Source organism: Pseudomonas frederiksbergensis, from assembly GCF_017114915.1.
Classification (GTDB): Bacteria; Pseudomonadota; Gammaproteobacteria; order Pseudomonadales; family Pseudomonadaceae; genus Aquipseudomonas; species Aquipseudomonas frederiksbergensis_I.
The window spans coordinates 54,062-67,418 of sequence record NZ_JAAUOE010000010.1; the positions used below are offsets into that span (position 1 = coordinate 54,062).

At 61.8% G+C, this 13,357-nt stretch carries 12 protein-coding genes; 4 read left to right on the plus strand and 8 right to left on the minus strand.

Annotated elements, in window-relative coordinates; genetic code table 11:
- Window positions 1-319 precede the first annotated feature (319 nt).
- From HCU66_RS10085 to HCU66_RS10100, 4 genes are all read left to right on the plus strand, one after another.
- Window positions 320-1,084 carry a substrate-binding periplasmic protein gene (locus HCU66_RS10085; RefSeq protein WP_205888343.1) on the plus strand — a complete coding sequence of 255 codons (765 nt, stop codon included), beginning with the start codon at window positions 320-322 and terminating at the stop codon, window positions 1,082-1,084.
- Window positions 1,085-2,147: 1,063 nt separating this feature from the next.
- Window positions 2,148-2,714: a methyl-accepting chemotaxis protein gene (locus HCU66_RS27485; RefSeq protein ID WP_420908051.1), complete on the plus strand. Its 567-nt coding sequence runs from the start codon at window positions 2,148-2,150 to the stop codon at window positions 2,712-2,714.
- 86 nt (window positions 2,715-2,800) lie between these two features.
- On the plus strand, window positions 2,801-3,358 hold the full coding sequence (locus HCU66_RS10095) for a hypothetical protein (protein ID WP_205888443.1): 558 nt from the start codon (window positions 2,801-2,803) through the stop codon (window positions 3,356-3,358).
- A gap of 89 nt (window positions 3,359-3,447) precedes the next feature.
- Window positions 3,448-4,266: a DeoR/GlpR family DNA-binding transcription regulator gene (locus tag HCU66_RS10100; protein ID WP_205888345.1), complete on the plus strand. Its 819-nt coding sequence runs from the start codon at window positions 3,448-3,450 to the stop codon at window positions 4,264-4,266.
- Between the two features lie 4 nt (window positions 4,267-4,270).
- On the opposite strand, the gene otnI is transcribed toward HCU66_RS10100, so the two are convergent.
- The 8 genes from otnI to HCU66_RS10140 form a co-directional block, all read right to left on the minus strand.
- Entirely contained in the window at window positions 4,271-5,053 is a 783-nt protein-coding gene (gene otnI, locus HCU66_RS10105; RefSeq protein ID WP_205888346.1) for a 2-oxo-tetronate isomerase, read from the minus strand.
- 21 nt (window positions 5,054-5,074) lie between these two features.
- Entirely contained in the window at window positions 5,075-6,535 is a 1,461-nt protein-coding gene (locus HCU66_RS10110; RefSeq protein WP_205888347.1) for a GntT/GntP/DsdX family permease, read from the minus strand.
- A gap of 215 nt (window positions 6,536-6,750) precedes the next feature.
- On the minus strand, window positions 6,751-7,389 hold the full coding sequence (gene otnC, locus HCU66_RS10115) for a 3-oxo-tetronate 4-phosphate decarboxylase (RefSeq protein WP_205888348.1): 639 nt from the start codon (window positions 7,387-7,389) through the stop codon (window positions 6,751-6,753).
- An 8-nt stretch (window positions 7,390-7,397) separates the two neighbouring features.
- A complete protein-coding gene (gene otnK, locus HCU66_RS10120) occupies window positions 7,398-8,693 on the minus strand; it encodes a 3-oxo-tetronate kinase (RefSeq protein ID WP_205888349.1) in 1,296 nt (431 codons plus the stop codon).
- Window positions 8,694-8,703: 10 nt separating this feature from the next.
- On the minus strand, window positions 8,704-9,618 hold the full coding sequence (ltnD, locus tag HCU66_RS10125) for an L-threonate dehydrogenase (RefSeq protein ID WP_205888350.1): 915 nt from the start codon (window positions 9,616-9,618) through the stop codon (window positions 8,704-8,706).
- Window positions 9,619-10,020: 402 nt separating this feature from the next.
- Complete coding sequence (locus HCU66_RS10130; RefSeq protein WP_241015442.1) at window positions 10,021-11,106, minus strand: 2,3-butanediol dehydrogenase; 1,086 nt, start codon at window positions 11,104-11,106, stop codon at window positions 10,021-10,023.
- 94 nt (window positions 11,107-11,200) lie between these two features.
- Window positions 11,201-12,313, minus strand: coding sequence for an acetoin dehydrogenase dihydrolipoyllysine-residue acetyltransferase subunit (locus HCU66_RS10135; protein ID WP_205888352.1), 1,113 nt, complete (start codon window positions 12,311-12,313; stop codon window positions 11,201-11,203).
- Window positions 12,310-13,329 carry an alpha-ketoacid dehydrogenase subunit beta gene (locus tag HCU66_RS10140; RefSeq protein ID WP_030128853.1) on the minus strand — a complete coding sequence of 340 codons (1,020 nt, stop codon included), beginning with the start codon at window positions 13,327-13,329 and terminating at the stop codon, window positions 12,310-12,312. The genes HCU66_RS10135 and HCU66_RS10140 overlap by 4 nt, the downstream gene beginning before the upstream one ends.
- Window positions 13,330-13,357 lie beyond the last annotated feature (28 nt).

Sequence of the window (13,357 nt, forward strand, 5' to 3'; positions counted from 1 at the left end):
AGACCTTGCGGCGGGCAAAGGGGTGGGGATGGCTCAAGACGTCGCACTCAATGAGTTAGTAGTAATGATTCTCATTGTATGATGCAAGATATTTCCAGTAAATCCCCCCTTACATTATTAACTAACGAGTTATTGATCCGCCGCATAGATGATGGTCTGTGTGCTGTCTGCCCTTCATCGGTCCGGGTGGATGTGTCCCGCCGCAAAGTCTGGGTAGAATACGGTCTCGATACCGGACCCTATACAACAACAGACTCATCCTCCCTGTGATCAACACCCCTGTGGCTCTCCTCTACTTTCAATGCCTGAATGATCAACCATGAGCGGCAGCTCACGGGTCTCAACTGCCTGGACAACGGCACTTTGCTGGTTTTGTCTGTCGGTTTCGCTGCTGATGGCCTGTCACGCGAGCGGCGCCCCCTTGCCGCTCGAACTGTATATTCCGGACGCTCCACCCCTGACGTTCGTCGACGGCTCCAAAGGCCACGGCATGGTCGGTGAAGCCGTGCTGACCGCCATTGCCAACGCCGGCTATGTCGCGCATGTCCATGTGCTTCCCTGGGCCAGATCGCAGAAACACGTCAGCGAGAATCAGGACATCCTGATCGCCCCTTTGTCACGCACGCCGGAACGTGAGGATCGCTTCACCTGGATCGCGCCGATCATGCCCATGGAGCGCGCTTTTTTCAGCCTTGACCGGCCGGTGAACAGCTTCGAGCAAGCGAAGCAAACCTACCGGGTGATCGGCGTCGGCCTGGGCAGTGCGCAGGAGGAAATCCTCCGTGTACAAGGCTTCAGCGACAATCAGATCTACCCGCTGACCATCGGCGACAACCCTGCGCAGATGCTCTTGAAAGGTCGCATCGATGCCTGGTTCAACGGTGTCCCGGAGAGCCAATACATCTGGTCGAAGGTTTCTGAACACGCACTGCTCATGAGCCCCGTCATGAGCAGAGTGGAACTCTATCTGGCCTGCTCCAGGCGTTGCTCCGCCCAACTGGTGCAAAACTTGCGCGCGGCGGTTGAAACGCTTCGCGATGATGGCACCCTGGCGCGCATACAAAAGAGCTATTTGTCGCCATAACGATACGGGTCAAGGGACCTGCCGCAGCCCCGCGCTGTTGATGGAACCGACAGCGCCAGCTGTCTGGGTCAAGCACGATCATATCGATCAGTCACGAGCCCCTGTCGCGGCCATATCGCAGTCAGCAGGGCCGTGCCTGCGAACCAGTACAGAGCACGGCGGCTCAGCCATTCCCGCGACTGGTGCGTTTATCTCCTTTCTGCCTTCGCAGCCCAATAGCCATCGAATGGATTCCCCTTTCACCGTGGGCGCGACAGGCCGCCCCGTTGTCGAGCACAAAGGCTGGCAAACAACTTGCTTGGCTCTGCTCAAGCTTGAGCCATCAACGACGACGGCTTGGCAAACATCACGGACAACGGCGTCCGCTCCCCTGCACATTGCGGCAGGAGGGCGTGCGCCGTTTTTGCTTTCATCCCGGCATCAGAAGGAAATCCTCATGTCTGCTCAAGGAATGTCCCACCCGGGCCATGCCATCGCCAATCTGCACAGCGATGCCGGCAAGTCGCACCCGGTCGGCACACCATTCGCCAAGGCCTTGTTCGAACCCGGCGTGGCCCTGCTCGAACGCAGCAGGATCGGCTTCTGGGCACCGCTCGCATTGGCCCTTGGCGCCTGCGGTCTCGCACTGGTCGAACAGCCCGCCAGCGCACTGGCGCTGATACCTGGCGTCCTCTATCTGGGAGGTGCCTGGCAGCTTCGCGAGCGTCATCAACGCCATCTACAGACATTCTGGGACACTGAACTGGCACAACTGCTGCGCACCTCCCGGGAGGCCGACCCGGCGACGCTACTGGTGGCCGTCAGCCTGCAACTGCGCAACAACGAACGCTTGCGCAGCGAAGTACAGTTCGCCAGCCGTGCCCTGGAGCAGATGGCCCAACAGGCCAGCGATCAAGGTGAGGAACAGAGCCAACGCATCGCCATGATCGCCGCCGCCAGCGAGCAGATCGATCAGACCCTGCACAGCATCGATGCCTTGGCCCAGGGCGCGTTGGCAGCCTTCGCCAACGCTCATACCCAGAGCGAAACCGGTTGTCTGCAGGCACGTTCGGTGGGCGACAGCATGCGCGCCATTCAGCACAGCCTGGGCAATACCGCACACGCCGTCGAAGCGTTGCTGCAGCGCACGACCGCCGTGGCAAGCACCGTCAACAGCATTCAGGCACTGGCCAAACAGACCCAGTTGCTGGCGCTCAATGCCTCCATCGAGGCCGCCCGCGCCGGCGAACACGGTCGCGGTTTCGCCGTGGTCGCCGATGAGGTCCGCAGTCTGGCCCAGGCCACCGACCGGGCGACCCATGAAATCACCACCGCCGCGACGGCGATCGCCATGGCCGTGCGCCAGGTGGATGGCGAGGTCAAGGAGCACCGCGACCTGCTGGCCGCCGGTAGCCAGCAGAGCGAGCAGCTCGCCGCCAACCTCGACGACCTGGCGCAACATAGCCAGATCAATCTGCAACAGCTCGGTGCCATGCAACAGGCGCTCAGCGAGCATCAGCAAGCCAATCATGACCTCAGTGAACAGTTGCAACAGGTCAATGGCGCGGTGCAGGAACAGAGCACGCAGACCCATGCGTTGCACGACCTGACCCGATATCTCAACCAGCTCACCGTCGGAAGCCGCCCATGAATCCAGCACTCGCCGCAACACTCGAAGGTGGGCCATCCCGCCGAGTCCGCCTGCCACAGAGCGACACGGGACTAAGGCAGGCGCTGTTGCTGGGTATCGACCTGCTGCAAGGTCTGCAACAGCATCGCGGTCTTGGCGGGCAGATCACCCGCGAGGCGCAACAACGTTGCCAGGCACTGGGTCAATCGCTCGACCAACGCTGGAGAGGGTGGCCGTATACCGCACAGTGCCAGGCCTGGAGCGCGTTACGCCGCGACCCGGCGGATTTCGATGGCCATTGCCGCTTGCTGCAAGACCTGCTCGGTGCCATCCAGCACCTGGAACTGCAGCGCTGCGCGCTCAACCTGGCGCCCCCGAGCATCGCCGCGCGCTGCTGGGAGCTGGAAGACCTGGGACGACTGCGCGGGCTGTCGGTACGCGCCGCCGCCCATCGAAGCTGCCCATTGGAAATGCTGATTCAATTGCAGTACCTGCACGAACGCTTGCTCGAGCACGCTCCCCGTTCGCTGCACGCCGCGCTCGAACAACTGCAACGCTGCCTGATCGGTACAACGACCGTGTCCATCACCCCGGCGCAGTGTTACGCCCTCCTCACCCCATTGCTCGACGAACGCCTGGACGCGATCCGTCGGGATCTCGATTAAGGCCGCAACAACTCGTTCCTTTACCGTAGATTCGCTACTATGTTTGTCCCGCTTTCCTTGTCTGCGAATTTCTTCACTCTGGAGCCCGAATGCCTAGTCAAAAGGACATCGCCGCCGACAGCGGCGCACCGATGATTCCTGAACAGCGCCGTGAATTGATGCTGCGCCAATTACGCAAGCATCAGGTGCTGAGCGTTCATCAATTGATGGAAATGTTCGACTGTTCGCACATGACCATCCGCCGCGATATCGCGCTGCTCGAGCAGGAAGGCCGGGCTTACTCGGTCACCGGCGGCGTGCGCATCGCCAGCCAGCTCCACAGCGAGCCCAGCCATCAGTTCAAGGCGGTGGTCGAGTTGCCGCAGAAGCAGGCGATGGCCAAGATGGCCGCGCGGCTGCTGCATGCCGATATGACGGTTTATCTGGATGCGGGGACCAGCACGCTGGAGATCGTCCCGTACATCAAGGCACTGTCGGGGATGACCGTGGTGACCAACGATTTCGGGATTGTCCAGGCGCTGATCGATGCACCCCATGTCACGGTGATTCACACCGGCGGGCAGCTGGATCACTCCAACCAATCGTGCGTGGGCGGCCTGGCGGTGGCCACCTTGCGTCAGGTCGTCACCGATATCGCCTTCATCTCCACCAGCTCCTGGGATTTGCGTCGCGGCCTCACCACGCCTTCGGCGCTGAAGGTGGAGGTCAAGCAAGTCGCGATGCAATCGGCCTCGCAAGTGGTGCTGGTGGCCAGCAGTTCGAAGTACGGCACGTTCAGCATGTACCGGATCGCCGGGCTCGAGCAGTTCGACATCATCCTCAGCGACGACGCGCTGACCCCTGCCGCGGCCGATAGCATCCGCAAGCAGGGTGTCGAACTGCTGTTGCCTTCCGATAACAACCTGTAAGGCGTTAGCGCGCCTTCCAGTCACGCAACCACTGCAAGCCGGCCGACGTGTTGCCACGGGGCCGGTATTCGCACCCTACCCAGCCGTCATAACCCAACTGGTCGAGCAACTCGAACAGGTAGGGGTAGTTGACTTCGCCCTGGTCCGGCTCGTGTCGATCCGGCACGCCGGCGATCTGGATATGGCCTATCCCGGCGAAGTCCCGACGCAGTTTAGTGGCCAGGTCGCCTTCGACGATCTGGCAGTGGTAGCAGTCGAACTGAACCTTCAGGTTACTGGCGCCCACTTCCTTGCAGATGGCCTGGGCCTGATCCTGGCGGTTGAGGAAAAAGCCCGGCATGTCCCGCGTATTGATCGGCTCCAGCAGCACCGTGATGCCGACCTTGGCGGCCTGCGCGGTGGCGTAGGCCAGGTTCTCCAGGTACACGCCGTGGTGCCGCGGGCGATCGCTTTCCGACGGCAGCAACCCGGCCATCACATGGATGCGTGAGTTGCCCAATACTGCGGCGTATTCCAGTGCGCGATCGAAACCGCTGCGAAATTCACTCTCGCGGCCGGGCAACGACACCGTGCCCCGCTCGCCCGCCGCCCAATCGCCGGGCGGTGCGTTGAACAATGCCTGCACCAGGCCGTTATCGCTCAGGCGCTGTTTGAGTTCCTGAGCGCTGTAGTCGTAGGGAAACAGATATTCCACTGCTTCGAAACCATCGGCGGCCGCGGCGGCGAAGCGATCCAGAAACTCATGTTCCGGGTAGAGCATGCTGAGGTTGGCAGCAAAACGAGGCATGGTAGCTCCTTGGATAGAAGGTTAGACAAACGGCCAGATCAACAAGGTAATACCGAAACCCAACGTGCCGAGCAAGGTGGTCAGTACCGTCCAGGTGCGCAAGCCGTCGGCCACGTTCAGCCCGGACAGTTTGGTGAAGATCCAGTAACCGGCGTCGTTGATGTGGGACATGGCCAACCCGCCACCGCCCATGGCCAGGCACAGCAGCGCCATGTGGTTCGCGGTGAGATCGAGGGTCGCGATCAGCGGACTGATAATGCCGGCGGTGGTCACCAGCGCCACCGTGGTCGAGCCCTGAACCGCACGCAGCAGCATGGTCAGCAGAAAGCCCAGCGCGAGTACCGGCAGACCGGTGGTGCGCAGCAAATCGGAGACGACGGCGCCGATGCCGGTATCCACCAGCACCTTGCCGAACACACCGCCGGCGCCGGCAATCAGAATCACCATGGCCACGCCTGGCAAGGCCGAGCCGATCACGTCAGACACCTGAGTACGGCTCCAGCCCCGACGCGAACCCAGCAACCAGGCACACAGCAAGGTATCGATCAACAACGCCACCAGCGGCGCACCGAGCACGGTCATGATGCCGCGCAAGACCGAGTCGGCCGGCAGCAACGAGGTGGACAGCGTTCCCAGCAGAATCAGAATGATCGGCAGTGCAATCAGGCTGACGATCATGCCAAAACCCGGCGCGGGCGCCGGCGGCAACTTGGAAACGATAGCGCTGGTGGCTTCTTCCAGACCCATGTGCGACGCGGCCACAGCGGCTCGTTCAGCGCTCTTGCCATTGCCATTGGCCCAGGCGGCCAGATCCTCGTTGGTGACATGCGGGCCATAGACTTCGGCACGGATATCGTCGGTCATCGGGTACACACGACGGGTCATGCGCCCGGCCACGCGGTAGCCGACATAGCAGAGGAACGCCGTGATCGGCAGACCGAACATCAGCACGCGGCCAAGGTCGGCGCCCAACTGACTGGCAGCAGCCACCGCACCTGGGTGTGGCGGCAGGAAGGCGTGTACGGTCAGCAACGCCGCGCACATCGGCAGCGCGAACACCAACAGCGGCTTGCGCGCACTGCGAGCGACGCCATAGGCCAGCGGCATCAGGATGATCACGCCGACCTCGAAGAACACCGGCACCCCGACCATGAACCCGGCAATCGTCAGCGCCAGTGGCGTGCGTTTATTACCGAAACGGGTGATCAGCGTCTTGGCCAGCGCCTCGGCACCGCCAGAGAGTTCAATGATCCGCCCGATCATCGCGCCCAGGGCAATGATGATCGCGATATGGCCCAGGGTCTTGCCCATGCCGCCTTCGATGGTGGCGACCAGATCGGCCGGTTTCACCCCGGCCACCAGCGCCACCAGAATGCTCACCAGCATCAAGGCCACGAACGGCTGGAACTTGTACTTGAGCACCAGAAACAACAACAGAGCGATCCCTAGCCCCGCGGTAACCATCAGGATTAACGGGCTCATTTCACGAGCCCTCCACGCCGGGTGAACACAAGGGTTGTGCAACCGGATCCGAAACTGCCGCAGTGAAGATGAGTCATGCCTGGATGTCCTCTTGTTATTGTATTTTTCAGGCAAGCCGGGGTCGTGGGAAGTCGCTGCGCGTCTCCCGAACAGGGCCTGCTTTATCGGTCTTTCGTGTTCTTTCGTTTTCTAGCGTTTTAAAAGAAGCCAGCGCACTACCAGTGCACGCCGAAGGCCGCTCGCAGCTCGTCCAGTGCTGCCTGATCGAGCGGCTCGGGCTTGGGATTGCTCATCAGCCACAGTCGCGCGGTTTCCTCGAGTTCTTCCAGGGCATAGCTGGCCCGGGATACCGAACCTTCCCAGACCACCGGCCCCAGCCGTTCGAGCATCACGCCGCGAACGCTGTTGGCCAGTTGCGCCACCTGTTCGGCCACCTTCGGCGAGCCGGGACGCTGGTAGCCGATCAACGGGATATGCCCGACTTTCATCACCTGATACGGCGTCAGTGGCGGCAGGATGTCGTCCGGCTGCCAGACACCCGCCAGGGTCAACGCCACCAGATGAGTGGAATGGGTATGCACCACGCCACCGACACTCGGGTTGCGGTCGTAGACCTGGCGATGCAGCGCCAATGTTTTTGACGGCTTGTCACCGGACACCCATTCGCCGGCCAGATTGACCTTGGCGATGGTCGCCGGATCGAGGCGACCGAGGCATACGTCGGTCGGCGTGATCAACCAGCCGTCATCCAGCCGTGCACTGATATTGCCGGCGCTGCCGACGGTGTAACCGCGCTCATAAAGGCTGCGGCCAACGTCGCAGATTTCTTCGCGCAGGGCGTTTTCATTACTCACTGCGCAGCTCATTGCACATTCCCCTCGGCCAATTGCTTCAAGGCTTTGCTGAAGAAATCCCGACCACCGAAGTTGCCCGATTTGAGCGCCAGGGCCAGAGGCTCATCGGTGCTGCTGACCGTCGCCGGCACACCCGGATCGATCTGCGCGCCGATCTGCAGCAGTTGCACACCCAGCGCCTGAACCACCGCGCCCGAGGTTTCACCGCCGGCGATCACGAAGCGCCGCACGCCACTCTGACGCAGGCCTTGGGCAATTTCGCCGAAGGCGTTTTCCACCAGACTGCCGGCCCGTTCGACGCCGAGTTGCTGTTGCACAGCCTTGACCTCGTCCGGTGAGCAGGTGGCATAGATCAACACTGTTTGTTCGTTGTCCTTGGCGAAGGCCAGGGCCTGGGCAACCACCGGCTCCCCGGCGGCCAGGGCCAACGGGTCAATCCGCAACGCGGGCCGACCGGCTTCGAGCCAGGCCGCGACCTGGCCATTGGTGGCGATCGAAGCGCTGCCGGCCAACACCACTTCACCGCCAGATACTGCCGGGAGTTTCGAGGCATCGAGGTCGCGCAATTTACCGGCGCGACGGAAGTTTTCCGGCAAGCCCAGGGCCAGCCCCGAACCGCCAGTCAGCAACGGCAGGTCGGCGCAGGCGGTGCCGAGGGTGTACAGATCCTGGTCCGACAAGGCATCGGCAATCGCCATGCCGACTCCTTCAGCCCGCAGTTCTGCAATGCGCGCACGTACCTTGTCAGCCCCTTGGGCAATGGTGTCGTAGCGCAACAAGCCGACGTTCAATTGGGTCTGCGATTGCAGCACCCGCACCAGGTTGGCATCGGTCATCGGCGTCAACGGGTGATGCTGCATGCCCGACTCGCTGAGCAGCTGATCCTGGACGAACAAGTGGCCGCGAAAGATCGTTCGGCCATTCTCCGGGAACGCCGGGCACGCCAGGGTGAAGTCGCTGCCCAGCGCCGCCAGCAGCGCTTCGCTGACCTGGCCGATATTGCCGGCCGCGGTGGAATCGAACGTCGAGCAGTACTTGAAGAAGATCTGTTCGCAGCCTTGCTCACGCAGCCAGGCCAGCGCGGCCAGGGATTGCTCGACCGCTTCGGCGACTGGAATGGTGCGCGACTTCAGCGCGATGACGATCGCATCGGCATCCAGCCCGGCCGCCACTTCGCGGCTCGGAATACCGATGCTTTGCACGGTGCGCATCCCGCCGCGCACCAACATGTTGGCAAGGTCCGTGGCGCCGGTGAAATCGTCGGCGATGCAGCCCAGCAATGGGCGTGCAGGGGTTGTGTTCATTGGGCGTTCCTCAAACCGGCTCGGTCTTGGCAGTCGGCAACTCGATGCCGGGGAAAATCTTGATCACTGCCGAATCATCCTCACGCCCGAAGCCGGCGCTGGAAGCCTGCATGAACATTTGGTGCGCAGTGGCTGACAGCGGCAGCGGGAATTTGCTGGCCCGCGCTGTATCCAGCACCAGCCCCAGGTCCTTGACGAAAATATCCACCGCGGACAACGGCGTGTAGTCGGCCTTGAGAATGTGCGGCACGCGGTTTTCAAACATCCAGGAATTACCGGCGCTGTGGGTGATCACTTCGTAAAGCGCATCGGCATCGACCCCTTCACGCAGGCCCAGCGCCATGGCTTCGGCGGAGGCGGCGATGTGCACCCCGGCGAGCAGCTGGTTGATGATCTTGACCTTGGAACCCAGGCCATGGCTGTCACCCAGGCGATAAACCTTGCCGGCCATGCCCGCCAGAACCGCTTCGGCCTTGGCGTAGGCGTCGGCCGGGCCCGAGGTCATCATGGTCATTTCACCGGCAGCCGCCTTGGCCGCGCCACCGGAGATCGGTGCATCCAGATACAGCAAGCCTTGGGCGGTCAGGCGCTGGCCCAGATCCACGGCGTAGGTCGGCGCCACGGTGGCGCAACCGATCACCAGGCTGCCAGGGCGCAATGCAGCAACGGCACCACCCTCGCCAAACAATACGGTTTCGGTCTGCTCGGCATTCACCACCACGGTAATGATCACGTCGCACGCTGCGGCCATCTGCGCGGGCGAAGCGCACGCCACGCCGCCCTCCCCGGCAAACTGTTCAGTCACCTGCGCACGCACATCACAGGCATGCACATTGAAACCGCTGCGCAACAGTGAGCGGGCAATGCCCAGGCCCATCGCGCCCAGACCGACAACACCGACAACACCGACATTCTTGTTATTCATGGGGTACTCCTGAGGGAAGCAGCGGCCTGTTTCACGCAAGGCGCAGGCAGTGGGCCGCGTTGTAGAAATGAGCACGGGCAGTCTGAGGGCAGCCACGATCGCTTGAGCAGATAATCCTCCAATGAACAGATTATGTGAAGTATTTTTTTAAAATAACATTTTTTAACATCGACTGATAATCTGATACCGACCAGACGCTGCTTCTAATGAAAGACACGGAATCAGAACAAAAAGAGGGATGCTTGATGAAGCGCAGCCATGGGGAAGGTTCGTTGTCGCAACAGGGGGGGCCCGGCTAGTGTTCGGCAGGCTACGGCGGGTGCAGCTCTGAAAAAGCGGGCTACAGGCTCCCTGAACATCTCCTGCCCCGAATTCGGCAGGAGTGTTCAGGCTCGGCGATCGTCAATCGCTCTCTGACGTGTCTCGGATTCGAGCGGGTGACACGATGATTTTCACGTTGTGCTGCTTGTTGTTGACCAACTCCTCAAAGCCCTGCCCGACGATCTGTTCCAGCTGAATACGCCCGGTTATCAGCGGCGTGATGTCCAGCCGACCGTCGGCGATAAAGGCGATCACATCTGCAAACTCACCGTTGTAGGCGAGTGCACCCAGCACCTGTTTTTCGGTGGCGACCAGCTCGAAGAAATTGAACTCGCTGGGCTCCTCGAAGATGCCCACCAGCACACACGTGCCGGCCTTGCGGATGAGGTCGATGGCGAGCTTGGCCGTGTGTTTGTTGCCGATGCATTCAAAACTGACATCCGCCCCTAGCCCGCCGGTCAGCCGACGCACCTCGGCCAGAGCGTCGCACTCATTGGGGTCCAGCACTTGACTCGCTCCCACCTCCAGCGCCTTGGCCTTGCGCGCTCCGGACATTTCCAGAGCAATGACCTGGGCCGCACCAGCAGCCTTGGCGCACATGATGGTGCACAGGCCGATGGTTCCCGCGCCAACCACCACCACATTTTTCCCCAGCAAACTCCCGGCCTTTTTCACCGCGTGCATGCCCACTGCCAGCGGTTCGATCAGCGCGCCGGCTTCGGCGGGAAAGTTGGCCGGCAACTTGTAAAGCAGGTTGGCCGGCACGTTGACCAACTCGGCGAACGCGCCATTGTTCATCAGCCCGGTGAAGGCCAGGTTCTCGCAAATGTTGTACAGCCCATGGGTGCAGTAATAACACGTGCCACAGTGCTGACAGGCATCGGCGGCCACCGGTTCGCCCACACTGAACCCTTGGACCCCGGCGCCGATTTCGACGATCTCGCCACAGAACTCATGACCGAGAATGCACTGCCCCTTGATGCCGGTCAGCGGGTGCGGCGCATCCACTGGAATGAACACTGGCCCGGCCACGTATTCATGCAAGTCGGAGCCGCAAATACCGCACCATTGCACGCGAATCTGCACCCAACCCGCCGGTGGCGAGACGGGCAACGGCACGTCTTCGACACGGATATCGTGACGACCATGCCAGACAGCGGCACGCATGCTGCGGGTCGGATTAATGGGAAGGCTCATGTTGGAATCTCCTTGAACTCGTTGGCCTTGGCGCCCGGCAAATGGCCGGCCGCCAAGGGAGGCATCAGTGTTGTTGGACAAAGTCCAGAATCAGCCGATTGACCTGCTCGGCCGCTTCCATCTGCACCATGTGCGCCTGACCCGGCAGGATTTCGACCTGAGCAGCCAGGCCAGCGCTGTGGGTCGCAGGAATGATCGCGTCGTCACTGCCCCAGATCAGCAATACCGGTTGCCGGTTTTCTTGCACCACGCCGCGCAGATCGAGTTGTTGCCGCCCTTCTTTGAACAGCCCCGCAACCAGCAGGCGCAGGGCCGCATCCACCCCTTCCAGACGCTTGTACTTGAGCATGTCTTCGAGCATCTGCCGATTGACCAAATCGGGATCGGAGAACAGTTGCACCAATTGTGGTTTGAGGGCATTGCGGCTGGCCGCCTCGACAAAACCTTGCAGGTAATCGCCGTTGATTTCCGCGCCCAGGCCGGCGCTGCCGATCAAGCTCAGGGAACGCACCCGCTGCGGTGCCAGGCGCGCGGTGTTCAGCGACACCGCCCCGCCCATGGAATGCCCCACCAGATGCGCCACGGGAACATCCAGATGATCGAGCAGAGCCAGCAGCACCCCGCTCAACTCATCCAGATCGCCGTGCTCCAGTTGTTTGGTCGACTCACCATGGCCCGGCAGATCCAGGGCAATCACCCGGCGCTCGGCGGCCAGTGCTTCATGATTGAACATCCAGTTATTCAGGTCACCGCCGAACCCGTGCACCAGCACCAACGGCACTCCGCCTTCGCCGCGCTCGAAGTAACGGATCAGTCGCCCGTCCAGTTCGACCTTCTGCGGCTTCGGCCCACTGTCTTCCTCGGCACCGTCACCTGGCACGAACGCAGCCTGGAACTGCTCGATCACTGCATCGATCTCGGCCTCGCTGGCTTCGCCGTCGACCACGATGCCGAGCAATGCACCGACCGCGAGGGTTTCGTCCTGGCGCGCGATCTGACGGCGCAGTACACCGGAAAACGGCGCTTCGACGCTGCTGGAAATTTTGTCGGTTTCCACGTCGAGCACTTCATCGCCCTTGGCGATCGCCTGGCCCTCCTCCTTGAGCCAGACATCGACCCGGCCTTCGGTCATGGACAAGCCCCACTTGGGCATGGTCAGGGTATGGATCTGGCTCATGAACGCTTGCTCCACTCGATCAGTTTGAGCACGGCGTTTTCGATCTTCGCCGCGTCAGGGATATAGAGGTCTTCCAGGGCGTCGGAGAATGGCACCGGCGTGTGCGGCGCGGTGACCATCTCGATGGGTGCCTTGAGCGAGGCGAACGCTTTTTGCGCCACCAGGGCCGAGATGTCGGTGGCCATGGAACAGCGCGGATTGGCTTCGTCGATCACCACCAGGCGTCCGGTCTTTTCCACGCTTTCAAGAATGCTGTCTTCGTCCAGCGGGCTGGTGGTGCGCAGGTCGATGACCTCGCAGTCAATGCCTCGCCCTGCCAGGCTGCGGGCTGCATCCATCGCCGTATTGACCGTGCGCCCATAGGAGACCAGGGTCACGTCCTTGCCGTCGCGCAGGAAGTTGGCCTCGCCGAACGGGATGGTATAGAGCTCTTCCGGCACCTCGCCCTGCATGCTGTAGAGCAGTTTGTGTTCGCAGAAGATGACCGGATCGTTGTCGCGGATGGCCTGGATCAACAGGCCCTTGGCGTCATAAGGGGATGACGGGCAGACAACTTTCAGGCCGGGGATGTGGGTCCACAGCGACGTGAGCATTTGCGAGTGTTGGGCGGCGGCCCGCAGGCCCGCGCCGACCATCGTGCGAATCACCAACGGGGTGGAGGCCTTGCCCCCGAACATGTAGCGAAACTTGGCCGCCTGATTGAGGATCTGGTCCAGGCAGCAACCGGCGAAGTCGACGAACATCAACTCACACACCGGGCGCACGCCGCAGGTTGCTGCGCCTACCGCGGCACCGACATAACCCAACTCCGACAGCGGCGTGTCCAGCACGCGACCGGGAAATTGGTGGTAAAGGCCCTTGGTCACGCCCAATACCCCGCCCCAAGCGTCGTTTTCCCCGGGAGCACCGGCACCGCCGGCGACGTCTTCCCCCATGATGAACACGCTGGGGTCGCGGCGCATTTCCTGGGCCAGGGCTTCGTTGATTGCCTGCTGATAACTGATTTTTCTCGCCATGATGAAGGTCTCGATTCTTGTTATAGGG